This is a genomic window from Lentzea sp. NPDC004789 (assembly GCF_053601075.1).
On record NZ_JBSGBE010000001.1, the window covers coordinates 447421 to 471333 of the forward strand.

General features: G+C 66.1%; 24 protein-coding genes, 1 tRNA gene and 1 pseudogene. 16 read left to right on the forward strand and 10 right to left on the reverse strand.

Translation table 11 applies throughout. The features are described from left to right. Positions 1-32: 32 nt before the first annotated feature. The 3 genes from ACWEIJ_RS02170 (at position 33) to ACWEIJ_RS02180 (ending at position 2920) form a co-directional block, all read left to right on the forward strand. Positions 33-839 carry a metal-dependent hydrolase gene (locus ACWEIJ_RS02170; protein WP_449835372.1) on the forward strand — a complete coding sequence of 269 codons (807 nt, stop codon included), beginning with the start codon at positions 33-35 and terminating at the stop codon, positions 837-839. Positions 840-932: 93 nt separating this feature from the next. Beyond that, positions 933-2441 carry a PHP domain-containing protein gene (locus ACWEIJ_RS02175; RefSeq protein WP_449835373.1) on the forward strand — a complete coding sequence of 503 codons (1509 nt, stop codon included), beginning with the start codon at positions 933-935 and terminating at the stop codon, positions 2439-2441. After that, on the forward strand, positions 2438-2920 hold the full coding sequence (locus ACWEIJ_RS02180; RefSeq protein WP_449835374.1) for a hypothetical protein: 483 nt from the start codon (positions 2438-2440) through the stop codon (positions 2918-2920). The genes ACWEIJ_RS02175 and ACWEIJ_RS02180 overlap by 4 nt, the downstream gene beginning before the upstream one ends. A 13-nt stretch (positions 2921-2933) precedes the next feature. Here the strand turns inward: ACWEIJ_RS02180 and ACWEIJ_RS02185 are convergent, their stop codons facing one another. Continuing rightward, entirely contained in the window at positions 2934-3560 is a 627-nt protein-coding gene (locus tag ACWEIJ_RS02185; protein ID WP_449835375.1) for a TetR/AcrR family transcriptional regulator, read from the reverse strand. Positions 3561-3668: 108 nt separating this feature from the next. Here ACWEIJ_RS02185 and ACWEIJ_RS02190 point away from each other — a divergent pair, with 108 nt between their 5' ends. Beyond that, on the forward strand, positions 3669-4706 hold the full coding sequence (locus ACWEIJ_RS02190) for a medium chain dehydrogenase/reductase family protein (RefSeq protein ID WP_449835376.1): 1038 nt from the start codon (positions 3669-3671) through the stop codon (positions 4704-4706). Between the two features lie 5 nt (positions 4707-4711). On the opposite strand, the gene ACWEIJ_RS02195 is transcribed toward ACWEIJ_RS02190, so the two are convergent. From ACWEIJ_RS02195 to ACWEIJ_RS02205, 3 genes are read right to left on the reverse strand one after another with little or no spacing between them, the layout of a single operon-like run. Beyond that, positions 4712-6046, reverse strand: coding sequence for a protein kinase domain-containing protein (locus ACWEIJ_RS02195; RefSeq protein WP_449835377.1), 1335 nt, complete (start codon positions 6044-6046; stop codon positions 4712-4714). A 37-nt stretch (positions 6047-6083) separates the two neighbouring features. Next, entirely contained in the window at positions 6084-6419 is a 336-nt protein-coding gene (locus ACWEIJ_RS02200; protein ID WP_449835378.1) for a hypothetical protein, read from the reverse strand. An 18-nt stretch (positions 6420-6437) separates the two neighbouring features. Further along, positions 6438-6698, reverse strand: coding sequence for a Prokaryotic metallothionein (locus ACWEIJ_RS02205; RefSeq protein ID WP_355434319.1), 261 nt, complete (start codon positions 6696-6698; stop codon positions 6438-6440). A 193-nt stretch (positions 6699-6891) separates the two neighbouring features. Between ACWEIJ_RS02205 and ACWEIJ_RS02210 the strand changes: the two genes are divergently transcribed. Next, on the forward strand, positions 6892-7362 hold the full coding sequence (locus ACWEIJ_RS02210; RefSeq protein ID WP_449835379.1) for a DUF2690 domain-containing protein: 471 nt from the start codon (positions 6892-6894) through the stop codon (positions 7360-7362). A gap of 53 nt (positions 7363-7415) precedes the next feature. On the opposite strand, the gene ACWEIJ_RS02215 is transcribed toward ACWEIJ_RS02210, so the two are convergent. Both ACWEIJ_RS02215 and ACWEIJ_RS02220 read right to left on the reverse strand, forming a co-directional pair. Then, positions 7416-8654 (reverse strand): glycoside hydrolase family 18 protein, encoded by a 1239-nt coding sequence (locus ACWEIJ_RS02215; protein WP_449835380.1) that lies wholly within the window; start codon positions 8652-8654, stop codon positions 7416-7418. A gap of 145 nt (positions 8655-8799) precedes the next feature. Then, a tRNA-OTHER gene (locus tag ACWEIJ_RS02220) sits at positions 8800-8874 on the reverse strand. Between the two features lie 106 nt (positions 8875-8980). On the opposite strand from ACWEIJ_RS02220, the gene ACWEIJ_RS02225 reads away from it, so the two are divergent. Further along, positions 8981-10096, forward strand: coding sequence for a J domain-containing protein (locus ACWEIJ_RS02225; RefSeq protein ID WP_449835381.1), 1116 nt, complete (start codon positions 8981-8983; stop codon positions 10094-10096). On the opposite strand, the gene ACWEIJ_RS02230 is transcribed toward ACWEIJ_RS02225, so the two are convergent. Further along, positions 10077-10640 (reverse strand): rhomboid family intramembrane serine protease, encoded by a 564-nt coding sequence (locus tag ACWEIJ_RS02230; protein ID WP_449835382.1) that lies wholly within the window; start codon positions 10638-10640, stop codon positions 10077-10079. The two genes, ACWEIJ_RS02225 and ACWEIJ_RS02230, sit on opposite strands and share 20 nt — an antisense overlap. 295 nt (positions 10641-10935) lie before the next feature. On the opposite strand from ACWEIJ_RS02230, the gene ACWEIJ_RS02235 reads away from it, so the two are divergent. The 3 genes from ACWEIJ_RS02235 (at position 10936) to ACWEIJ_RS02245 (ending at position 13942) form a co-directional block, all read left to right on the forward strand. Further along, positions 10936-12429: a recombinase family protein gene (locus ACWEIJ_RS02235; protein ID WP_449835383.1), complete on the forward strand. Its 1494-nt coding sequence runs from the start codon at positions 10936-10938 to the stop codon at positions 12427-12429. A gap of 149 nt (positions 12430-12578) precedes the next feature. Then, positions 12579-13337, forward strand: a complete 759-nt coding sequence (locus ACWEIJ_RS02240) for a toll/interleukin-1 receptor domain-containing protein (protein WP_449835384.1) — start codon at positions 12579-12581, stop codon at positions 13335-13337. A gap of 107 nt (positions 13338-13444) precedes the next feature. After that, entirely contained in the window at positions 13445-13942 is a 498-nt protein-coding gene (locus ACWEIJ_RS02245) for an NUDIX hydrolase (protein WP_449835385.1), read from the forward strand. Here ACWEIJ_RS02245 and ACWEIJ_RS02250 read toward each other — a convergent pair. Next, positions 13916-15118 (reverse strand): XRE family transcriptional regulator, encoded by a 1203-nt coding sequence (locus tag ACWEIJ_RS02250; protein ID WP_449835386.1) that lies wholly within the window; start codon positions 15116-15118, stop codon positions 13916-13918. The two genes, ACWEIJ_RS02245 and ACWEIJ_RS02250, sit on opposite strands and share 27 nt — an antisense overlap. Before the next feature lie 346 nt (positions 15119-15464). Here ACWEIJ_RS02250 and ACWEIJ_RS02255 point away from each other — a divergent pair, with 346 nt between their 5' ends. From ACWEIJ_RS02255 to ACWEIJ_RS02270, 4 genes are all read left to right on the forward strand, one after another. After that, positions 15465-15773 carry a hypothetical protein gene (locus tag ACWEIJ_RS02255; RefSeq protein WP_449835387.1) on the forward strand — a complete coding sequence of 103 codons (309 nt, stop codon included), beginning with the start codon at positions 15465-15467 and terminating at the stop codon, positions 15771-15773. A gap of 610 nt (positions 15774-16383) precedes the next feature. Continuing rightward, positions 16384-16539 (forward strand): hypothetical protein, encoded by a 156-nt coding sequence (locus ACWEIJ_RS02260; RefSeq protein ID WP_449835388.1) that lies wholly within the window; start codon positions 16384-16386, stop codon positions 16537-16539. Then, positions 16539-17924 (forward strand): replication initiator, encoded by a 1386-nt coding sequence (locus ACWEIJ_RS02265; protein ID WP_449835389.1) that lies wholly within the window; start codon positions 16539-16541, stop codon positions 17922-17924. The genes ACWEIJ_RS02260 and ACWEIJ_RS02265 overlap by 1 nt, the downstream gene beginning before the upstream one ends. A gap of 312 nt (positions 17925-18236) precedes the next feature. Beyond that, entirely contained in the window at positions 18237-18812 is a 576-nt protein-coding gene (locus ACWEIJ_RS02270) for an HhH-GPD-type base excision DNA repair protein (RefSeq protein ID WP_449835390.1), read from the forward strand. A gap of 12 nt (positions 18813-18824) precedes the next feature. On the opposite strand, the gene ACWEIJ_RS02275 is transcribed toward ACWEIJ_RS02270, so the two are convergent. Both ACWEIJ_RS02275 and ACWEIJ_RS02280 read right to left on the reverse strand, forming a co-directional pair. Then, the gene (locus ACWEIJ_RS02275) at positions 18825-19691 is read right to left on the reverse strand and encodes a restriction endonuclease (RefSeq protein WP_449835391.1); all 867 of its coding nucleotides are present in this window, start codon (positions 19689-19691) and stop codon (positions 18825-18827) included. A 13-nt stretch (positions 19692-19704) separates the two neighbouring features. Beyond that, positions 19705-20787, reverse strand: a complete 1083-nt coding sequence (locus ACWEIJ_RS02280) for a hypothetical protein (protein WP_449835392.1) — start codon at positions 20785-20787, stop codon at positions 19705-19707. A 95-nt stretch (positions 20788-20882) separates the two neighbouring features. On the opposite strand from ACWEIJ_RS02280, the pseudogene ACWEIJ_RS02285 reads away from it, so the two are divergent. The 3 genes and pseudogenes from ACWEIJ_RS02285 to ACWEIJ_RS02295 all read left to right on the forward strand — a co-directional run. Beyond that, positions 20883-21383: pseudogene (locus ACWEIJ_RS02285) on the forward strand (HhH-GPD-type base excision DNA repair protein); the annotation flags it as partial. A 90-nt stretch (positions 21384-21473) separates the two neighbouring features. Further along, positions 21474-22400, forward strand: a complete 927-nt coding sequence (locus tag ACWEIJ_RS02290) for a hypothetical protein (protein ID WP_449835393.1) — start codon at positions 21474-21476, stop codon at positions 22398-22400. Between the two features lie 36 nt (positions 22401-22436). Beyond that, positions 22437-23810, forward strand: coding sequence for a serine/threonine-protein kinase (locus tag ACWEIJ_RS02295; RefSeq protein WP_449835394.1), 1374 nt, complete (start codon positions 22437-22439; stop codon positions 23808-23810). Positions 23811-23913: the final 103 nt, after the last annotated feature.

Sequence of the window (23913 nt, forward strand, 5' to 3'; positions counted from 1 at the left end):
TCACTGTCGGGTGATCACCAGAAGGGGCGTAAGTGTCAACTGGGCCAACACATGCGATGAGCGGGCTGCTCGCCTGGAGCGCCGTCACCGCCCTCGCGTCGAATCACCCGATCGGCCACCTTTCGCCGCAGAGCTGGGCGGTAGGAGCAGTTCTCGCCACTGGGGCGGCACTTCTGCCGGACCTCGACCACCCCGGTTCGACCATCTCGCGCACGTTCGGAGCACTGAGCGGCGGCCTGTCCGCGGGCATCAACGCGGTCAGCGGCTTCGTCTACCGGACGACGAAGACGAAGAAGGACTCCAAGCGAGACGGCGGACATCGCGGACTGACGCACACTCTCGTCTTCGCGGCGTTCGCGGCCGTGTTCACCACCGCGGTCGTGCAGAACAGCCAGAAGTGGGCGCTGCCGGTGCTCATGTTCGTGTTCGCGGGCCTCGCGGTGCGCGGGATCATGAACGACTGGAACCCCAAGCAGGACGCGCTGATGATCACCGTCGTGTCCGCGGGCGTGACGTGGGCGATGATCGCGTGGACCGCGCAGACGAACGCTTCGGCCGCGGCGTGCGGAATCGCGGTCGGGGTCGGGTGCGTGGCGCACTACGTCGGTGACGCGATCACCGAACAGGGCTGCCCGATGCTCTGGCCGGTGCCGATCATGGGCAAGACGTGGTTCCCGGTGGCGCCGCCGAAGATCATGCGGATGAAGACCGGCGGCGTGGTCGAGATGGCCATCGTCGGCCCGATCGTGACGATCCTGTCGGTGTGGCTCGGGCTTGCCGCGTTGCAGGCCACGGGAGCGCTGCCGTTCCTCGACTGGCTCCACCTGCTGCCGCTCTGACGTTGTTCGCCCAGCGGCCATGCCACGGCCACCTGGGTCTCACCCGATCGGCCTAGCCTCCACGGACCCGACGAGTCGCGTGGAGGATCAGCCGTGTCCGAAGTTGCCCGCAGGCGGTTTCTGCAAGGCGCGAGTGTGCTGGGCGTGGCGGGAGTGCTGGGCACCGGTCGTGCGTCGGCATCCTCGCGCTACCACTGGCTTTCCGGCGACCACCACACGCACACGCAGTACTCGTACGACGGCATGTACACGATCGAGCAGCAGATCCGCGGCGCGTTGCGGCACGGCACGGACTGGCTCGTGATCACCGACCACGGCCACGCCTCGCACGAGGCGCACTCCGTCGAGGCGACGGCCGCGGACATCCAGCGGGCACAGCGGAAGTTCCCGCAGCTGCTGCTGTGGCACGGCATGGAGTGGAACGTCCCCGGCGCCGAGCACGCGACCCTCTTCTTCGAGGACTGCCGCGACGAGGCCGGCGTGCTGCGGGACTTCGAGCGGCAGTTCGACTGGCGGTTGAACGGCCAGGAGGCCTCCAGCCCCGCCAACGAGCAGAAGGCGCTCGACGCGATCCGCTGGCTCCAGACGAAGATCCGCAACGGCACCATGAAGTCCGCGCTGGTGTTCGTGAACCACCCGATGCGCAACGGCCGCGTGGCTCCCCACGAGCTGCGCAACATGCGCGACCTGGCTCCGGACATCGTGGTCGGCATGGAGGGCGCGCCCGGTGCGCAGGGCGACGGCGACCCGGTGCGCGGCCCCGGCGGCCACCGCGGCGGTTACGCGAACAGCCCAGGTTCGAACTCCTACGCGCCGTACCCGCCCGAGGGCTACCTGACCTACGGCGGCTTCGACTGGATGACCGCGAAGCTCGGCGGTGTCTGGGACTCGCTGCTCGCCGAGGGCCTCGGCTGGTGGATCACGTCGAACTCCGACTCGCACTTCAACTCGCGCGACACGATCGTCCGCGTGCCGGAACCGGGCAACCAGTTCGACCTCACCGGCAAGCACCTCGACCCGATCGACAGCGGTCCCGCGCAGGTGTCGCCGCCGTACGTCGACTTCTTCCCGTGCGAGTTCTCGCGCACCGTCGTGGGCGCGACCCGCCGGACGCGCGGCGCGGTCATGGAGGGCCTGCGGGCCGGCCGGGCCTGGGTTTCGCACGGCGGGCTGGTCGACGACCTGCAGTTCTCGATCTACGGCACCGGCGGCTGCGCCACGCTCGGCGAACGGCTCCGCGTGCGGCGCGGATCCGACGTGACTGTGCAGGTCAAGGTACGTCTGGCGACCCGCCCGAACAGCGCGGGCCTCATCCCGCGGTTGCGCCGTCTGGACCTCATCAAGGGTGCGGTAACCGGTCTAACGTCATCCGAAACGTTGTCCACGCCACATGTGAAGGTCGAGCGATCCTACGAGCCGCGCTGGCACTATGCGGTCTTCACGCACACGTTCCGCAACGTCCGAGAGCCTTTTTACCTCCGATTGCGCGGAACCGACGGCAACCGCGGCGCGTTCGAACCGCAGGCGGACACTCCGGGAGCCGCGAACCCGTGGGAGGACCTGTGGTGCTACACCAACCCGATCTTCGTGGAGGTCAGGTGACCAGCACCTTCATCGGCGTCGACGCCGGGCACGAGAACCGCTGGGAAGCGGAGAAGATCGCACTGGAGCTGCACGACACGCTGCTCACCACGGCCAGGACGGTCGTGGTGCACGAGGTCGAGTCGCACCACGCGATGTCCTTCCTGGTACCGGTGCCGCCGTCCGACGCAGTGGTGAACACGCTGGTGGAACAGGGCTTCGGGGTAGCGGTGCGCGGCGCCTCGTCAGGACGCCTGGTAGGACCGGAGGCGCTTCGCGCAGGCGCCGCCGTTGCTGCTGAGGCTCACCAGTACCGCCGCGAGGGGCGCGCTCTGCGGTTCCAGGGCCAACGGTCCTTGCGCGGCCGTCACGGCGTGTCGGACATCCTCGCGTTCACGGCCATAGAGGCCGTTTTACCGCGTGGGGTGCACACCGTCGACACTCGCGGGAACCTCACGCCGTTCTTCCGGGACGGCAAGCTGGTGCTGGTCATCGAGTAGATCCGGGGTCCGTTCACTTCAGGTGCGCCAGCGCGGTGATCAGCCGTTCCGCGACATCGGCCGGTCCCGGCATCTTGCGCACCACGGCCCGTTGGTGCGCAAGGCCGTGCAGCCCCAGCCACAACGCGACCGCGTCGCCGTAGAGGTCGTCGCTGGCGTACGCGATCCCTTGTGCCACACACGCTCCGAGCACGTCGGCGAGCAGCGTGAGGGCCTCGGCGCCCAGTGAGTCGAGATCCGCGTCGGAGATCGAGGTGTCGTCCACCGACGGCGTCCACAGGCCGCCGAACATGATCCGGTAGCGCTGCGGGTGCTGCCTGGCGAGGTCCAGGTAGGCGTTGCACACGGCGAAGAGCCGCGTGCGCGCGTCCGGGCCTGCGTGCTCATCGGCTTCGCGCAGGACGACCGCGAGCCGGTCCATCTCCCGCTGGACGACCGCCAGCATGATCGACGGCTGGTCCGGGAAGTGCGCGTAGATCGACGGCGCGGCGATGCCCGCCTTGCGGGCGACCGCGCGCAGCGTGACCGCGCGTTCGTCGCCGCCCTCGTCCAGGAGCGCCACGGCCGCGGCGATGATCTCTTCTCGCAGCCTGCCGCCTTCGCCCCGGCGGTTGCGCTTGCGCGGCTCGGTGGTCGTCACAGGCGTAACCATACACGTGAAAGCTTATCGGTGTTAGGTCTTGCGTTCATAGACTTACGGGCGTTAGCTTACGGCTGTCAGCACGAGCGAGACCTGAGGAGCAAGCAGATGAACGCCACCACCGCCACCGAGGTCGTCCTGCCTGGTGTCGTCGAGCCGGACGGCCTGCGGGTGCGGGTCCGCGACCTGCCCGCGCCGGGCGAGGGCCAGGTCGTCCTGCGCATGGACGCCACCGGCGTCTCGTTCGCCGAGCAGCAGATGCGCCTGGGCAAGTACTTCGACCAGCCGCCGTTCCCGTTCGTGCCGGGTTACGACGTGGTGGGCACGGTCGTCGCCGTCGGTCCCGGCGTGGACCCCGCGCTGAAGCAGCACCGGTTCGCCGCGGTCACCAAGGTCGGCGCGTGGGCCAGCCACCTCGTCGTCGCGGCGGCGGATCTGGTGCCGGTGCCGGACGGGGTCGAGGCCGCCGCCGCGGAAACCGTTGCGGTCAACGGCGTCACGGCGTGGCAGATGATGTACCGCACCGCGAGGGTCAAGCGTGGCGACACGATCGTCGTGCTGGGTGCGAACGGCGGCGTCGGCTCGACGCTGGTGCAGCTGGCCAGGCACGCGGGCATGACGGTGATCGGCACGGCCTCGGCCCGTCACCACGACGCGGTGCGCGAGCTCGGCGCGGTTCCCGTCGACTACCGCGACCCGCAGATGTACGACCGGATCCGAGAACTCGCGCCCAACGGTGTCGACGCGGTGTTCGACCACGTCGGCGGCGAGGGTCTGCGGGAGTCGTGGAAACTGCTGCGCCGCGGCGGCGTGCTGGTCAACTACGGCACGGCCGCGACGAAGGACGAGCCGGGCAACGCGATGCTGCCGGTGCTGAAGCTGTTCGGGCGCCTGCTGCTGTGGAACGTGCTGCCCAACGGCAGGCGCGCGGGCTTCTACAACTTCTGGGCGGGCAAGCGGTTCCGGCCCGCCGCGTTCCGCGCGCGGCTTCGCGACGACCTCACGCAGGTGCTGCGACTGGTCGCCTCAGGAGCGCTGACGCCGCAGATCGCCGCGCGCGTCCCGTTGCCCGAAGCGGCCGCCGCGCTGGCACTGGCCGAGTCGCGGACCGTGCTGGGCAAGGTCGTCATCGTCCCGGCGCCGTGAGGGACTCAGTTGGCGGTGGAGCAGCTCATGGCCGGGCGGGCGGGTTCGGGGCCGGCGGCGACGAAACCGAACGTGGTGGTTCCGCCGGCGGGGAGCACGGCGTTGAAGCCGGCGTTGGTGACGGTCACCGCGGTCGCCTTCTGCGTCAGGACGCCGTTCCACAGGTTGCCGATGGTGTGGCCCGCGGGCAACTGCCCAGTGACGGTCCACCCGCTGAGGTCGCGCGCGCCGGTGTTGCGCACCGTCACCTCGGCCTGATAGCCGCCCGGCCACGAGTTGGTCACCTCGTACCGGGCATCGCAGACGGCCGCCGCGGGCGCTGTCGTGGTCGTGGTCGTGGTGGAGGCGGCCTGGGCGTTGCCGCCCCGGTCACCCCGCACGATGGTGCCGATCACCACGCCGGCGCCGACGAGGACGGCCGCGCCGACCACCATCGCGATCGCCCGGCGCGCCCTCCGGCGGCGCACGGGAAGCAGCAGCGTCCCGCTCTTCTCGGCCGCTTCCTCCGGCACCGGGCGCGGCGCGGGCAGGGGCAGTCCCTCCGCGGTCGCGCTGAGCAGCCGGTGCGCCTCCTCCATCGTCGGGCGTTCGGCCACGTCACGGCGCAGGATGCGGAGCAGGACCTCGCCGAGCGGGCCACCCGTTCGCGGCGGCGTGACCTCCGCCCGAACCACGCGCTGCAGCAGTGCGTAGGGGTTCTCGTCCACCCCGAACGGCGGCGTGCCCTCCAGCGCCGCGTAGAGGGTCGCACCCAGGGAGAACACGTCAGAGGCGAACGTCGCCGGTTCACCCGCGGCCACCTCCGGTGCGAGGAAAGCCGGGGTACCGACGATCACGCGGGCATCGGTCACCGTGCCCTCGCCGACCGCGCGGGCGATGCCGAAGTCGGTGATCTTCGCGATGCCGTCCTCGGCGATCAGGACGTTGGACGTCGAGATGTCCCGGTGCACGATGCCGTCGGCGTGCGCGGCCGCCAGAGCGGCGGCGATCTGCCTGCCCACGTCCGCGACCACGTTCGGCGGTAGCGCGCCGCGTTCGGCGATCAGCGCCGCGAGGCTGCGGGACGGCAGGTACTCCTGCACCAGACAGGGCTCACCGTCGTGCTCGACGACGTCGAACACCCTGATCGCGTGCGGGTGACGCAGCCGCGCCGCGAGCCGGCCCTCGCGCAGCATCCGCGCCACCGCGTCCGGGGCGCGCCGGTCCGCGTTGAGCAGCTTCACCGCGATCACGCGGTCGAGCTCCTCGTCGCGTGCCTGCCAGACCACCCCCATGGACCCTCGCCCGATCGGCGACAGCAGCCGGTACCGCCCGGCGATGATCTCTCCGTCTTCCGGCACGTGCCGACGCTACTTCGCCCAGCCGCCCATCGGCCACCTAGAGTTGCACTCGCACCGTGACACCGCCCTTGTCGTCACGGTGCGATGTCGCGTGCCCGGTCCGTTGCACGCCATCGAGTTCGAGGGTGAGCGGGCCGCCCTCACCGCTGAAGTTGCGCCACCACGTCTTGTCGTCCGGCAGCATCACCTGGATGTCGACTACATCGCCGTTGCGCCGGTAACCGACCGGCGTGGAGAACGTGCGGCCCGAACGCCGTCCCGTGTAGGACACGACGGTGATCCCCTTGCGCACGAACTTGCCCACCAGCGGCGCGTTGCGCAGCCCGACCACCCACTTGTTCATGTTGCGGGCGAACGGTCCCTTGAAGTCCATGAGACCAACGTAGCCTCGTCAGCCGGGGTGGGCCCCGACCGTGTCGCGGATCATCGCGCCCAGGTCGGCCGACGCCGAGCGCGCGCAGTGAGCGCAGCAGAAGAAGCGGCCCTCCACCTCGACGCCGTGCCCGATCACACGGCAGTCGCAGTGCTCGCAGCGCGGCGCGAGGCGCTGGATCGCGCACTCGAAGCTGTCGAACGTGTGCACCCCGCCGCCGACGGTGCGCACCTCGAAGGCCATCCAGTACTCGTTGCCACAGACGTCACAGGTCGCCATGCGCGGAAGACTGCGGCAGGCCGGCCGGGTCGGCAACTCGATCGCCGAGTTGCGCGACCGGCGTCTTCGGGGCAGTACCCGATCCAAGGTCGTCCTAGCTTTCACCAAGGATCGTGCAAGGCGGCGTGGCCAGCATTCTTCCGCGACCGGAACTCAGGCCGCAGGGGATGTTCACATCTGAGGGAGACACCAAATGGGGAAGAAGTTGCTGGCCGGTGCGGCCGCGACCGCCGGCCTGTCCATCGCGCTGCTCGGCGGTGTCACGACCGTCGCGAACGCCGCTCCGGCGCAGGCTCCGCTCTCGGCCGCGGCGACCTGCAGCGGCACCGGCTGCGACGGCAAGGACCCGTACGACAGCGGCTGCGGGGGCGGCCGGTCGGAGATCGACCGGCAGTCGACCTCGAAGGGCACGTTCATCCTCTACTACTCCAACACGTGCAAGACGAACTGGGTCGAGACCCCGAGCTTCGCCGGCGGCACCTCCTACCTGGAGCTGACGGTGCAGGACCGGAACCGGGACAAGCTCATCCGCTTCCACACGTCGCCCACCCCCGGCCGGCACTACGGCAACATGGTCTACTCGCCGGGCGACAACTGCGCCGTGGCCTACGTCGACTGGGACGGCGGCCTCTGGGATGTGATCCTCACGTCGAGCTTCTGCTGACCTCGGGAAACCCGTGGCCGGACGCGGAGTCCGGCCACGGGTTTTTCATCTGCTCAGCCGATGCCGGAACGGATCGCGCTGATCAGCTCGCCGTTGGCGGTGTCACCGGAGAGCTCCCAGAAGAACACGCCACCCAGGTTCTGCCCGCTCGCCCACGAGACCTTGCCGCGGACCGTGGCCGGGGTGTCGTAGCTCCACCACTGGCTGCCGCACTTGGCGTACGCGGTGCCGGCGACGGTGCCGTTGGCCGGGCAACGGCCCTTGAGCACCTTGTAGTCCTCGATGCCCTGCTCGTAGGTGCCGGGCGCGGGCCCCGTCGCCGTGCCGCCGGGCGCGGACTGGGTGACGCCCGTCCAGCCGCGGCCGTAGAAACCGAGGCCCAGCAGCAGCTTGTTCGCGGGAACGCCCTTGCTCTTGAGCTTCTGGATCGCCGCGTCGGTGTTGAAACCCTGCTGCGGGATGCCGGTGTAGCTGGTCAGCGGCGAGTGCGGAGCGGTCGGGCCCTGCGCGGCCCAGGCGCCGAAGAAGTCGTACGTCATCGGGTTGTACCAGTTCACGTACTGCGCGGCACCGGCGTAGTCCGCCTTGTCGATCTTGCCGCCGGTCGAGGCGTCCGCGGTGATCGCCGCGGTCACCAGGTTGCCGCTGCCGAAGCGAGCGCGCACGGCCTGCATCAACGTCTTGAACGAGTTGAAACCGCTGGTGTCGCAGGAGAGCCCGCACGCGTTGGGGTACTCCCAGTCGATGTCGATGCCGTCGAACACGTCCGCCCAGCGCGGGTCCTCGACGAGCTTGTAGCAGGAGTCCGCGAACGCCGCCGCCGCGCTCGGGCTCGCCGCGGCCGCCGGGAAGCCGCCCGACCAGGTCCAGCCGCCGAACGAGAACAGCACCTTGAGACCGGGGTTGAGCTTCTTGAGCTTGCGCAACTGGTTGAAGTTGCCGCGCAGGGCACCCGTGTCCCAGGTGTCCGAAGTACCGTCCACAGAGGACGCTGCGTCGTAGAACTTGTCGTAGTCCGCGTAAGTGTCGCCGAGGACGCAACGGCCGCCGGAGACGTTGCCGAACGCGTAGTTGATGTGCGTCAGCTTGCCGGCCGAACCGGAGGTGCGGATGTTCTTGACGTGGTAGTTGCGCTGGTAGACGCCCCACTGCACGAAGTAGCCGACGACGCGGTTGGTGATCGCCGCAGCGCCGATGTCCGGCTGCGGTGCGGCTTGCGAAGCCGGTGCCGCGATGACGGCGGCTGCCGCCAGGAGGGCTGTCGCGACCGCGACGAGTCTGCGCCTGAACATAGCGGTCTCCTCGATGGGTGACGGCGCGGCGGCGCTGCGTTCACGCTAAGTGGACTAGACCACTGTCGTCAATGGTTGAACCGCGAACGCGCCACGACCGTACGTGGAGGAGGAAAGGCGAGAGCCGAGGAGGGTGGGTGCTCTGCGGGACCGGCCGGATTCGAACCGGCGTGTTCCCTCCCGTGCAGGAGGGCGCGACGACCACTGCGCTACAGGCCCCTTCGCACTGCGTAGGAACACACTAGACCGCCAATCGCGGGCCGTATGCCCTGCGAAAGTGTTGGACCCAATAAGGTTCATGCACCAACCTCGGACTGGACGGTGTCGTGCCAGGGATCGACTACTACGAGTTGCTCGGTGTGAGCCGGGGCGCCAGCGCCGCGGAGATCAAGTCGGCCTACCGCTCTCTCGCCAAGGTCATGCACCCGGACGCGGGTGGGACGTCTGGCAGCTTCCGCCTGCTCCAGGAGGCCTACGAGACGCTGAAGGACCCGGTCCGCCGGGCCGACTACGACCGCCCGGCCGCCCCGCCGCCTCCCGTCGTGCGCCCGCAGGCACGCCCGCGACCTCGCCGAACGGGCCGCACGGGCAGGCTGCGCGACTTCGGCGACGACCCGAACTACATGGCGCCGCGCCCCCGCGTGGACCTCGGCGCGATGGACTGGTGGCACCGCATCGACCTCGGCGCACGGGTCCGCTACGTCCCCGCCACGGGCCTCGGCCACGCCCCGGCCGCCGCCGCGATCGGCGGGTGGTTCGTCCTGCTCATCCCGTTGGCCATGCCCCTGTCCCCGCTGCTGCTGGCCGTCTGGCTCCCCCTCGTGGCGGGCGCCGGTTACGGGGCGTTCCGACTCGTACGACGCTATTTGACGGTGGCGCGGGCCGAACGGGCGTTCGCCGGCGAGTACGACGGGAACACGATTTTCGGCCGTCCGGGTGAAAACAGACGCGAAAGGCTGACCGCCGGACTGCTGACCGAGTACCTCACGCAGCTACCCGGCGTGCGCATCTTCCACGGCCTCGCCTGGCCCGGCTCCGTCTTCACCGACATCGACCACGCCCTGCTCTGCGGCAGGCGCCTGGTCCTGATCGAGTCGAAGTCGTGGCTGCCCGGCCACTACTACTGCGACGAGGACGGCGAGCTCTGGCGCAACGGCCACCCGTTCCGCGGCGGCGGCTCCCAGCTCCTCGACGGCGTGGAACGCTTCGCCGAGCTTCTGCCGTGGCTGGAGATCCGCGGCGCCCTGATCATCTACCCGAGCCGGGCCGGCGAGGTCACCTGCGACGACGACCTCGACTTCGAGGTCCCGCCGATGACGCCGGAGCAGTTCGTGCGCGAGATCGGCGACTGGCTGGCCGACGACCCGGCCACCGTCGACCGCGAGGCGCTGCGCGTGCTGGTGCGCCAGGTGGTCTCCGAGGTCAGGGTCGCCGGAGCCTAGGGCTCAGGAAGATCCCGACGACCGCGCCGGCCAGAATCGGCGGCCCGTGAATGTCGGTGATCGCACTCAGCACGACAGCACCCACGAGCACGACGGCAGCTGTGAGGTAGAACCGCCGAATTCGCGTCATCAACACGTACACGGCCAACGCGCCGAGCGGCCCGCAGAACGCCACCGAGATGCCACCGGAATACGGCTGCCACCACTCCCCGATGCTGTGCCCGACGAGAGCCCCCAGCGCGAACAGCCCGAGAAACTTGCCCGTGCCGAACGTCCGCTCGGCCACGGTCCCCACCAGTGCCGCGGTCACCCCGAGGCCGATCACCACGGACCACGAGTCGGGCTGCACCAGGACCGGCGAGACCAGCCGCCAGATCTGACCCGCCTTCAGCGCTTCCGGGTCCCGGCGCACCGCCAGGAACAACCCCGTGGCCCCCAGGTGGTACAGCGCGGTGCAAATCACCCAGCAAGCCAGCACGACAACCGTGCCGATCGGGGCGCGGGTTCGCACATCGGGCAGTGCAGGCAGAATGTTCCCCCTCATTTCTCGATCATAAAATGCCGAAGTCGTGGGCTCGGGCCGACCGTGCCAGGATTGCCGCCATGACCCGCACGCTTTGCCTCGCGCAGAACCCCGACGCCGACGCCCTGCTGGCGAACGACCGGTTCGCGCTGTTGCTCGGCATGCTGCTCGACCAGCACACTGTCTGATGTATGACTAGCGTATGGATCCATCCGACCGCGTCCAACGCGCACACTGGGGCAACTTCGAGGGCCTGAACCTGGCCGGTCTCGTCCGCCTGTCGTTCGAGCTGAACCACGACGACCCGCAGGCGAACGTGCGCAGCTTCCCGTTGTCCGGCAAGGACATCAAGGGCCGCGAGGAGCAGGAGAAGGACTGTCGGACGTACGTCGAGTCCCGCAAGGGCCAGTACGTCCACACGTACATCGAGCCGGACACCTCCGCGTGGAAGCGCAAGCGCGTGCAGCTCCCGGACGGCTCGTACACCTACCGCGTCGTGCGCCCGATCTTCGAAGGCGCGTTGAACGACCTGAAGCGCGGCACGACGCCTGACGGTGAGCGGCTGGACGGCTTGGTCGTCTACGACATCGATCGACTCACCCGCGACAACCGGCACCTTGAAGACGCCATCGAGGTCGTCGAGCACTTCAGGCGTCCGATCATGGACATCACGGGCACGCTCGACTTGCTGACCGACAACGGCCGGACCGTGGCGCGCATCGTCGTTGCCACCAACAACAAGCAGTCCGCCGACACGGCCCGTCGTGTGCGCCGCAAGCACCGGGCGTTGGAGCTGGCCGGCATTCCGACTGGTGGTCGACGCCCGTTCGGGTGGAACGAGGACAAGCGGACGCTGAACCTGGCCGAGGCCGAGCTGATCCGTGAGTCCGCACAGCGGATCCTGCGCGGCGCTCCCATGTCGGCCATCGTCAACGACTGGAACGACCGAGGTGTCACCACGCCGTTGGGAAACGCGTGGACGAACCAGACGGTCAAGACTGTCTTCCGCAACCCTCGCGTCTGCGGGTTCCGGTCGCGGAACGTGCGCGAGATCAACCAGCAGACCGGCAAGGAGTCGTTCCGCGTCGAGATCGTTCGCGACGACGAGGGAGAGCCTGTCATCGGACAGTTCGAGCCGATCCTGACAGTCGATGAGTGGGACGCGGTTACGGCCGTGATCGGCAACCACGCGATCGCTGGACGCGGCAAGAACACTCGCACGTACTTGCTCACCGGCACGCTTCGCTGCGGCAAGGAAGACTGCGGCGGGAAGCTCCGGGCGTTGAAGGCCCACGCGTCTCGGGTGAAGGACCCCAACCGCTTCTATTACACCTGTGAGGCCAGGAACAAGGGCGGTTGCGGCGGGGGCGTCAGCATTCCCGGCCAGGAGACCGATGCGTGGGTGACGGCCGCCGTGATCCGCAAGTACGAGCTGGAGGCTGAGCGCCGCGAAGCCCAGAGCACGCCGGAGCCGTGGGCGCAGGAGGCCGAGCTTGCCGAGGTTCGCGAGGACCTGCGAGAGCTGAGCGCAGCCCGCAAGGAGCGGCGGATCTCAGCCAACCGCTACTTCGCCATGCTGCCCGAGCTTGAGCAGCAGGAGCGCGAACTACTCGCCGACCGCGAACGCTGGCTAGCGAAGACGACTACGGCGGGTACGAGCCTGGCGACGATTCGCGCCGACTGGCCCAACTACCCCTTGGCACAGAAGCGCGCGTACATCGAAGAAGCGTTGGCGGCCATCCTGATCTTTCCAGCGAACGGACGCCGAGGATTCCACTCGGAGCGGATTGAACTCGTTTGGCGATCCTAAAGAACTTAGTAAAGCTACCTAAACTTATTGGTTGAACCAATTCTTCTAGCGCCTCCAACCACCGCTTCCAAGCCTGCGAAAAATCGTCAGTGCTGCGATCTAGACTGACCGACAGGTACACGTAGGCAGCAACACCGCAGGAGCCAGAGTTGGTCAAGAAGTTCAACGCGAGCGCGTTCCAGGCGCAGCTTCGTGCAGCTCAACGCAAGGCTGAACAAGACTTCAAGCGCGAGGTCAGCCGTGCAGAAAACAAGATCAAGCAAGCTGTCACACAGGAAGCACGGAGGATCGACCAGCAAAACCAGAAGGCAGTAGCCGACTACAACCGCAAGGTTGCATCACACAACCGCGCCGCCGAACAGCACAACAAGAAGGTGGTAGCCGACATCAACCGAAGCCTGCAGGCAAGGAGCACTCGGCCTACGGTGCGTTACACCGTCCATGAACGACAGCTTGTCGATCGAGTTCACGAAGCAGTCGCAGGACTGGACAACCGAGAGTACGACGCTTTTCTCAGCTACGCGCGGATTGATGGCGCCGAGGTAGCCACGGAGCTCCGCGAAAATCTCGCAGAGTTCGGCGTATCCGTCTGGTTCGACGAAGTTGCAATCATCCCAGGCAAGAGCCTTGCACTCCAGATGGATCAAGGCTTGCGGAAGGCCAAGTCGGGCATTGCTCTATTGACACCTGCTTACCTCACTGGCAGGTTCTGGACCCAGCGCGAGCTGGGCGCCTTGCTACACAAGGACACTCTCATCCCAGTGCTACACAACGTCACCTTTAAGGATGTTGCCGAATACAGTGGAATCCTACCGGACCTTGCAGGCTTCACGACAGAAACCGATTCAGTCCGTGACATCGCAGTGAAAATTGCCTCGGCAATTTTGCCCGATGAGGACGTCGCCTGACAGACATCATAGACAAACGGTGCCCCTAGCTATGCTGTAGGCTCTGAATTGTGCTTCCTGGACCTGACAGCGCAGACACCCGTTGGACGATCCACGAAGAACGTCTCGTGGACGACACCCGCAAACTTCATGTGAGCATCGCCCACGTTGAACTGCCAGACGGTACCCACTTTGAGCAGTGGGTGTTGCGCATGCCCAAGGCGGTCATGGCCTTGGTGCTCGACGATGCGCGCGAGAATGTGCTCATGATCTACAGGCACCGGTGGATCATGGACCGCTGGACCTGGGAGCTTCCCGGCGGCTACCTCGACCCGAACGAAGACCCCGCTGTCTGCGCGGAGCGCGAAGCGATCGAGGAAACCGGCTGGAAGCCCCGCAGCGTCCGCCTGTTGACGACGTTCCAGCCCCTCACCGGCACGGCCGACTTCGAAAACCTGATCTACGTCGCCGAAGGCGCGGAGGACACCGGCCAGCAGGCCGACATCAACGAGGCCGAGCGAGTGGCCTGGATCCCGCTGTCCTCGATCAAGGACATGATCGCCAAGGGCGAGATCATCGGGGCAGCCGCACAGGTCGGCCTACTGCACGTCCTCGCGTTCGGATAGCCCGATCCCGGCAGCCGCCATCTCCGCGTAGAGCATCTGGACCGTAGGCTCCGCGCGGAACGGCTGGAGACGCCGAGCCACGTCCTCCAGGTACGCCACAGTCCGGACGGAGTGCATGTTCCCCGCCATGCGCAGAGCGCTCGTGCCCGCCGCGCAGGCCTCCTCAACGCGCCGCTGATCAGCCAGGATCGACGCAAGCAAGGCCGTGTTGAACAGGCGCCCTCGGTCATACCCCTCCGTCATCTCCAACGAGCGCCGAGCAAACCGCTCAGCCTCGTCAGGCCGCCCAAGATCCCGGAAGCAGTGCGCGAACTTCGCCGCCATGTACGCGGCATCGAAGTACCGCAACCACTCGGGCACATCGGAGCCCACCGACGAGAACGAAGTCTCCGCATCCCCAAGTGCTGCAAGGCATCCCTTGGCATCACGACGCAGCGCGAGCCCGTGAGCTTCCATCACCGCGGACTCAGCCATGAGCGCCGAGATGCCAGTTCGGCCGGCGTTGTCCCGCGCAGCTTGCGCCAGGTCGACAGCCACGAGAGGCGACCGCACGAAGGCCGCGTGATGGCTCATGCCGGCCAGCATCTCGGCGGCGAGCGCATCGTCGCCGACGTCCTGGCAAAGCTGGAGGGCCTGCCGCAGGTGCTTGCGCCCAGCGCTGGCGTCGCCAACGTCGTACGCCATCCATCCAGCGAGCTGGTTGAGTTCCGCGACCGCTCCGAACAGCTCCCGACGCACGCCGTCCCTGAACCGACCAGCACGCAGCAGCGGCACGGCTTCGCCCACCAGGTAGTGGCTGACCGTCGCGCGGGCATGCCCACCACCAAAGCGGTTGTCGAGCTGCCTGAACGTTCGGGTCATCGCCCGCAGAGTCTCGACATCAGCCGTGCCAACGATCCGCTCGACGATCTCCGGTGACGGCGCGCTGAACCAGCCGAAGCCGGTCTCGTACGGCATCACGGGAGCAGGCGGCACGTCGTCTTCAGCAAGCCGGAACCACAGCAGCTCTTCCGGGATCTGGAGAGCCCACGCCCACTGCTCAAGCTTGCCCAGGTCCTGGAGCGGCTCGGCAGTGCGTTCCAGGCGGCTGATCTGTCCCTGAGTCAGCCCGAACCAACGTCCGATCTTGGCTTGGGTGAGAGCCGGATCGTGTTCCTTCCGGTAGGCCTCGATCACGTGACCGAAGTGCCTCGACCGCAGGGCAGCGCTAAGACGCGGGCGGTCCCAGAACTCGGCACGCTTCGCAGGCGCACGAGAAGCCTGAACATCGCGACGGACGCAGGGCGCGCACAAATGCGCGCGGTTGTCATTCGCCAACCGCGTCCCGCATCCCCGGCATTGCCGAGGAGTGTCCCGTCCGCTCATCACCGCCCCTGACCTGCGACCAAGCCCGAGTGTAATCACACGAGCACGCGCTGACGTGCGGATATGAGCGGATTGGATATCTCAGTCACTCGCGTGGTGGGTTCATTGCCGTAGCGCGCCGATCGTCGTGTCAGGACGACTCGACAGGAGGCACGAGATGGGGTTCTACGTTCTCGCTCGACCGGAGGAAGGAGCGTTTTCAGCGCTGGTCGAGCACATGCCGGGCGCTCCGTCCCTCATGGCGGCAATCGGCGACTCGCAGATTGCGGTGCAGACGCCGGACGGCCCGGACGGGTTGAAGCTCGCCGCTCAATTCGCGTGGGGTCTCGCGAAGTCGGCTACCGAGTTCGCGGCGAGGTGCGAGGAGCTGCACCAGGCGGCCAACAACGCGGAGCCCGAGACTTTCGCGCCGGTGAGCGAGGACGAGATGGCCCGCTGGAGCGAACTCGTCGGGCGCACCGAGTGAACCGGTGGACGCTGGAACTGGTGGCGCTCTGCTGCTGCTTGGTGGTCTTGCTGCTGGTTCGGGTGGCGTGTTCGCGAGCGAACAGGTCAGCGCAGCGCCAAGCCCTCTCGCCGAAGCGATTCAAGTCATCGTCGTGTGCGTCGTGTGGGCTTGCGTCGCTCTGTACGCGCTTGCCTGCGGTCTCGCAGCGGCGTGGCGACACCGGGAAGCCCGCCAACAGGCCCGCCGAGTCACGGCCCAGCTCGCCAATTCGGTCGCAGCGATCCAACGCCGCCTCGCCGACGAGCACGACGACTGACCAAACACCGGCCGCCGCTTGACGGCCGTCTGATCAACCGCAGCGGAGCCGCGACGCAGTTCGCGAGGACGTGCGACAACTCAACACAAGCGCCAGAAACCTATACACACAAACAAAACTTGAGGCTACGGCCTGCGGAGTGGCACATCATCCCCTGACGAGAGCAGCACGAGGGCCAAGCCCTCTGGGGTGCCACAGAAGACCGCAACCACCAAACAAACACTCCCTTTCACAAACACAAGTAGGGGTAGATCCCCGCGCTGCCTGTGTTGACGCGTCGTGGCTCCACGACCGTGAAGGGGAGTGTTTCTTGTGGGGCCATCGCCCGACGAGATGTGGGAGTGGGCCGAGCAGCAAGCCGCAGCCGTGCCCGCCTGGAGCGAAGAACGCTGGCAGCGCGTCAACGCGATCTTCGGCGTTCGACTCGCCGACGAACGAGCCGCCCAGCACCAGCGGGAGGCCGCGTGATGAGCGGCCACGAGATCGACCTGCCACCCGAGTTCGTGTCGTTGGCGAAGGGTGCCGCCAACAAGCAGGACTTCCACCGCTGGAAAGAGATGGTCGCCAGCACGCGTGGCTGCTCTGCGCCGATCCGTCTGGTCGGCTCGTCTGCCACGGTCGACGCCGCGACCGGCGAAGTGCTCAGCACCTACTCGACGTGGGACGAGCCGAACGAGTCTTTGCTGACCGCCTGCGGCAACCGCCGCGCGAGCCGGTGCGAGGCATGTTCGCAGGTCTACGCCGATGACACGTTCCACCTGATCAGGTCAGGGCTTGCCGGAGGTCGCGACGTTCCGGCCTCCGTCGCATCGCACCCTCGGGTGTTCGCCACGTTCACCGCGCCATCATTCGGGCCGGTGCATGGTCGGGTTGTGGACGCGGCTGGTGCCGTTCGTCCGTGTCACCCGCGCCGTGAAGGACCCTCTTGCCGTGCCAAGCACGAGGAAGACGACGCAGTACTTGGGCAGGCCGTTGATCAGCGCAGCTACGACTACGCAGGAGCTGTGTTGTGGAACAACCGTGCTGGCGAGCTGTGGCACACGTTCGCCGTGTACCTACGCCGGCATCTGGCCGAGGCGCTGGGAGTCTCGCGCTCGAAACTCTCCAAGGTCCTGCGGGTCGAGTACGCGAAAGTCGCCGAGTACCAGGTGCGCGGCCTGGTCCACTTCCACGCCGTGATTCGGCTCGACGGGCCGTCTGGTCCAGGCGAACCGCCGCCGTTCGGTGCGGATGCGGAGATGCTGTGCGATGCGATCAACGGTGCTGCCCGCGCGGCACGAGTTGGCGTGCCGGGGTTCTCTCAGACGATCCGATGGGGCAAGCAGCTCGACATCAGGCCTATCGAGCACGACGGGGACGGCTGGACGGATGCCAAGGTGGCGCGGTACATCGCGAAGTACGCCACCAAGGGAGCCGAAGCCGCGGGGACCGTTGATCGGCAGATCAGGAGCGTTGGTCACCTACATCGCGTTCGCGGGCTGTCGGACCATGCGCGCCGGATGATCGAGACGTGTTGGGAGTTGGGCGGTCACGAGGACCACGCGTACCTGAAGCTGCGGGAGTGGGCGCACATGCTCGGGTACGGCGGGCACTTCTCGACCAAGAGTCGTCGGTACTCCACGACGCTCGGTACCATGCGCAGCGATCGGGCGAGGTTCCGCGCTGATCTTGCTCGCGAGCTTGCCGGGCTTGATCCGCTTCAGGCTGATCAGCAGACCGTTCGTGTCGGCGACTGGGCTGTTGCCGGTGTCGGCTACACCAACTCGGGCGAGGAGTCCTGGGCTGAGCTGATCCGTGAGCAGCATCGGTACAAGCCTGTCGCGCGGCCGGCCGATACGGACTCGGCTGCATGACGGTGGTTCAAAGTTTCTTCTCCCTGTTCAAGGCGCTGGCTTCGCCAGCGCAGGCGCCCTCCTCTTCTGTCCACATCCCCGCCCGCTGCGCGCGGCCTCCGGCCGTGCTCGGGACGGGGCGCGGACAGGGAGGGCACCTCCTGGCGGCAGCGCATTGACGAGAAGGTGACCACCGATGTGCTCCAGACCGTGACGATCGCCGACGTGGCTGATTGATCAAGCTGAGCACGGCGATCGACGCCACGCCACCGCTTCGCGCCGTCGTGCCAACGCGTCAGGCAGGTTCAGGAACGTCGTGGCATGCTTCCCGCCATGAGTCCCAAGCTGTGCATTGCGCAAGATCCTGAAGCGGATGCGTTGCTGTCCAAAAATCCGCTGGCCTTGCTTCTTGGCATGATGCTTGATCAACAAATCCCAATGGAGAAAGCGTTCAGAGGCCCCAAAGATATTTCCGAGAGAATGGGTGGCCTCGACGTCCACCGTATCGCAGAGGCCAATCCGGAAAAATTTGCAGGCATTGTATCCGCAAAGCCTGCAATCCATCGTTTTCCTGGAGCAATGGCGAAACGGCTTCAGTCACTGGCGCAATACCTTATCGAACACTACAACGGCGATGTAGATGCCATCTGGACTCGTGGCACACCAAGTGGCGAAGAGGTCCTGAACCGGCTGAAGTCACTGCCAGGATTCGGCGACCAAAAAGCGCGCATCTTTCTTGCTCTACTCGGGAAGCAGCTCGATGTGAGACCGGATGGCTGGCGGGATGCAGCAGGCCATTACGGCGATCTGAACTCGAAGCGAAGCGTTGCAGATGTCGTCGACGCAAGCTCGCTAGTTGAGGTTCGCGCTTACAAGAAACTAGCAAAAGCGAAGCTACAGGAGGAGTGATTTGTGTTTAAGTCAGCCTCGATGCAGGGCAATCCATGCACCGAATGTTGAGCTGTCGAAATTGCCATCAACGACAGCAACTCCGGAGTCTGCAAGAAAAGTAGCCAGCATCGACCCATCCATGCCCACTATGCCACTCCTCTCAATAAGAGTCCAACCGTCACGACTGATCTCACCAGTCGTAAAGAAGAGGTAGAAGACAGGATCACAAACATTGATTTTCAAACCGTCAAGTGATTGACCGCCGTCCGCATAAACCTTTGCTCGCGCCAGGTTAACTGAACCTACCAGCTCCCTTAGATCAGGCGTAGCTACCTTGGTCTTCTGATAGTGCTTCGCTTGCCCAACGAGCCAGACCCGAAGATGACGGTCTATGTTTGATAGCGGGTAAACCTGAGTGAGTCGCCCCTGAAGGCTAAGTGTGCCGTAGAAGTCAATTCCCTGATCGCCCGAAGCCTTCGTTAGTTTGGCATTCACAGCACCCATTTCCACAAGAACGCCTCGGCAGATCGCCTCAAATTCCAACGGGGTTGCCGCACGCAATAAGCTCTCATACTCGCTGAACCGGACCCTGCGCCGTTTCGCCTCCGCGATCTCAGGCGAATCGATCGGCTCAATATAAGAAGAACCCTGAATTAAGTACGAGGAAGAGCTATTGAACTCGAATCGCGCGGCCCTTCCTTTACGTATCCATGCATCCAACTCCTGCCGTAGAAGGCGCTCTGCTGAGCTCTCCATCCGAGATGCATAGTCTTCGGCCAGCGATCGGTCGACAAACCAACCGCCACCGATGCTCGTCTCGACAATAATCTCCGCAATCGTGCACGGAGCTCGCTCGATGTCAATCTGAGCAACTATTGCATTCACCAACTGGCGCACTTTTGGGGCCATCTTACGAGTTCAACTTCTCGTAGGTTGCAAGCAGATCAATTGCCACATCGCGCAGGCTTTTGACATCCTCCAAATCGTCCGGCTTCATGTTTTTTAGTTCCAAGGCCCCGATGGTCTTCAGGGCCGCTACAGCCTCCGCTATTTGTGCACCCCACGACTTCGAGAGCTCTTCAGCCTTTGCTACTGCTAGCGATTCTCCAAAAGTTCGATCAGAATCGAACAGAAGCCTACGAGCCTCGGGAATCGGCAAAATTGCCCGCAAATCTCGAACCTGAGCATAGGTTGTGATCTTCGGAGCCTTCGACGATCCCTCCTCATGATCCTCAGATACTGTCACCAAACCATAGAACTTAGCCCTCTCCTCATCGTTGGTGAATTCATTCCGCGCCTCTACCCATCCAAGCCAGTCACGAACAGCAGGAAGCGAAACCGCTTCGTGAAAAATTGGATACATTGACGGTAGCGCCAGATCACCAAAGTCTTCATCGTGTTGCATCTGCTCAAGCGCTTTGAAAGCCCTGTAGCGTCGATTAACTTCCTGCGTTGACATACCGAGACGCGCACCCACTTCTGCGCTTTCCAGGCTGTGCCGGTCCCGGAGTTCGGTCACCAATTTCGCCCGTTGATATCCACCCCACTGCCTAATGCCTCCGACGTGCCTGATCCCCATAAGAGAGAGATAGACACTGTCATCATCGTCGCTCTTGATGACCACAACAGGAACTTGCGCAAACGTATCCCTGACACTCTCTGGGATAGTCACACCCGCTTGATCGTCTTCCTGAAGCCAACGCAACGCAGCAAGGCGCCGATTTCCTTCGACCACGACATACGTATCTTCGGCATTCTTATAGGGTCGAACAACCAACCGCTCGACCGCCAGGAAGCCATTTGCTGTGATCGAATTCTTCAGATCGACGATCCCCTCCGAGCGAATCCTCCGAAACGCTCGGTCTTGCACAGATGTTTCATGAAATCGCTCTTTATCGGCCGTAATGTACCCTTCCTCGTCTTGAAACCGAAAGTTATTCGGGTCAAGAAGCAGTTTGGAGAGAGGAAGACGATCCTCGGTAAGTTCAGCCATTTAGCACCTCCATGGTGATCTGGGTCACGCAGGGCAAGTGATCTTACTGCCCGCTCGCACCGAGAGGTATCGCAGGACGATGTAGGCGCGTAAACATACTTTCAACTGTGTGTTGCGACCAGCAGATTCCCATGGAGAAGGCGTTCTCCGGCCCCAAGGTGCTCGCCGACCGCATGGGCGGCCTGGACGTGCACCGCATCGCCGAGGCCGACCCCGAGGAGTTCGCGGCGATCATGGCCACCCCGCCCGCCGTGCACCGGTTCCCGGGCTCGATGGCCAAGCGGGTGCAGGCGCTGTCCCAGTTCGTGGTCGAGGCCTACGACGGGGACGTCACGCGGATCTGGTCCGACGGGGACGGGGCCGCGGTGTTGAAGCGGCTCAAGGCGCTGCCCGGGTTCGGGGAGCAGAAGGCGAAGATCTTCCTGGCCCTTTTGGGCAAACAGTTCGGCATCATCCCGGACGGCTGGCGGGAGGCCGCCGGGCACTACGGCGAGGACGGAAGTCGGCGCAGCGTCGCGGATGTGACCGATCAGAAGTCGTTGCTGGAGGTGCGGGACTTCAAGAAGGCCGCCAAGGCCGCGGCGAAGGCGAAGTAGCGCCTGCTGTTCACCGTCTGATCCACTGGACGTCCGCCGCCAGCCCGTAAGAGGTGCGATCTTGCCTCGGGGAGAGAAGGGCGGTTTCCGTTGCGCATCAAGGTGATTGGCGTTTTCGCGGTCCTCGCGCTGGGGCTGGTGGCCAGTCCGGCACAGGCGGCCTCGACGTGGCCGGGCGACTCGGCCACCAGGACGGCCGACGGGTCGAACGTCTTCGGCAAGAACCTCAGCGGACTCTCGTTCGAGAGCGCGAACGTCGTGTGGGCGGTGAAGAACAGCCCGTCCACGCTCTACCGGCTCGTACCGAGCGGCAGCACGTGGAAGATCGACCAGAAGCGGTCGCTCAACTACCGGGACGGGTACGGCGATCCCGATGCCGAAGGGGTCGTGAGCACGCCGGACGGGCTTTTCGTCGCCGTTGAGCGCGACAACGACGACGGCGACGTGAGTGCGCCGATGATCCTCAAGTACGGCACGGGCAGCAACGCGGTCGCCGAGTGGGAGCTCGGCGGCATGCCGAAGGTCGACCCCAACGACGGGCCCGAGGCGATCTCCTGGGTGCCGGACTCGTTCCTCACGCAGAACGGCTTCACGGACGACAGCGGCCGGACCTACGATCCCGCCGAGTACCCCGGCCACGGCAGCGGGTTGTTCTTCGTCGGGCTGGAGGCGACCGGGGAGATCTACGTGTACGCCTTGCAGGGCACGGAGGCCGTGCTGCTGAGCACGTTCGCGAGCGGGCACGCGCAGGTGATGGACCTGGAGTTCGACGGCAGCAAGCTGTGGGCCATCTGCGACAACAACTGCAACGGGCAGACGACGACGCTTGCCATCAGCAGCGGCGAGTTCCGGGTCACGGCGAAGTACAACCGGCCGTCCACGCTGCCGAACACGAACCTCGAAGGGTTCGCGATCTCGCCGAGCTGCGTCAACGGCAAGAAGGTCGTGTTGTGGTCGGACGACGACAACAAGGACGGTCACGCGTTGCGCCAGGGGGCGCTGAACTGCACGGGCTGAGCCGGATTGTCGGGGTGCGGGGCTAAAGTGCCGCGCGTGACCGCACCCCGCATTCCCGGCCTGACCGACCTGAGACCGTTGGGCGCCGGTGGATTCGCCACCGTCTACCGCGCCCATCAGGCACAGCTGGGCCGCGACGTCGCGGTCAAGATCGACAATCGGGTGCTGGTCGACGAGCGCGACCGCCGGCGGTTCCTCCGGGAGGCGCACGCCGCGGCCAAGTTGTCCGGGCACCCGCACGTGGTCGGGGTGCACGACGCCGACATCACCGCGCAGGGCACGCCGTACCTGGTCATGGAGCTGTGCACGGGCGGGTCGCTCGCCGATCGGCTGGACCAGGGCGGGCCGTTGCACCCGGAGCAGGTGCGCGACCTCGGGATCAAGCTGGCGGACGCGCTCGCGGCGGCGCACGCGGAAGGTGTGCTGCACCGGGACATCAAGCCCGGCAACATCCTCGTCGACCGCTACGGCACGCCGAAGCTCGCCGACTTCGGGCTCGCGGCGCTGCTGGACGCGCAGGGCGGCAGCACGGTCACCAGGGACGCCCTGAGCCCGAGTTACGCGCCGCCGGAAGCGTTCGCGCTGGCCGAACCCACGCCGCAGGCCGACGTCTACTCGCTCGCCGCGACGCTCTACACGTTGCTCGCCGGCAAGCCGCCGCGTCCGGTGCCGTGGCCGATCACGTCGTTCGACCAGCTCGGCGAGATCCTGCGCCGGCCGGTGCCCGCGGTGGCGGGTGTGCCGGCGGCCCTGCACGAGACGTTGGCGCGGGCGTTGCACCCCGACGCCAACCTGCGCACCGCCAGTGCCGCGCAGTTGCGGGACGAGTTGGCCGATCCGATGCGGATGCCCACGCAACCCGTCGTGGCGGCGCAGAAGAAGCGCAAGGTCTGGCCGTTCGCGGCCGCGGGAGTCGCCGTCGCGGTGGCGGCGGGTGCGCTCACGTGGAACCTCATCGGCGACGAGAAGGCTGGTGCGCAGGGGCCCGGGCCGGCGACGACGACGCAGCAAGGTGGCGCGGAGGACGTGCCGCCGTACCTCAAGAAGTGCGGCAAGGGCTTCTGCGTCGACAAGTCGACCTGCTACCGCGGGATCACGAACATCGGCGGCATGGCTGCGGTGACGCGCAAGGTCGGCAGCTGTGCGGACCTGCACTACTGGGAGGCGTTCGCCGGCGGCTGGCTGTCCGGTGACATCCCCGCGGTCGACTCCGACGAACTGCGGGACTCGGCCGAGGTCAAGGACGTCTGCACGCCCGCGGCGATGAAGGCCAACACCCGGCCCACCGTCGACACCACCGGCTGGGAGATCACCGCCGTCGGGTTCAAGGACGGCACCCGCGGCTACTTCCTCTGCCTCGGGTCGCAGCCGGAGGCGGGCGAGGTCGTGACCAGCGCTTTCGGCTCCTAGAAAATCCACTTGCGACGGTCGCTAACGTAGACCGACGTGCGTGTCCACGCCGATTTGATCATTGCTGGATTTCGAAGGTACTCGACCTACCGACAAGCGATGC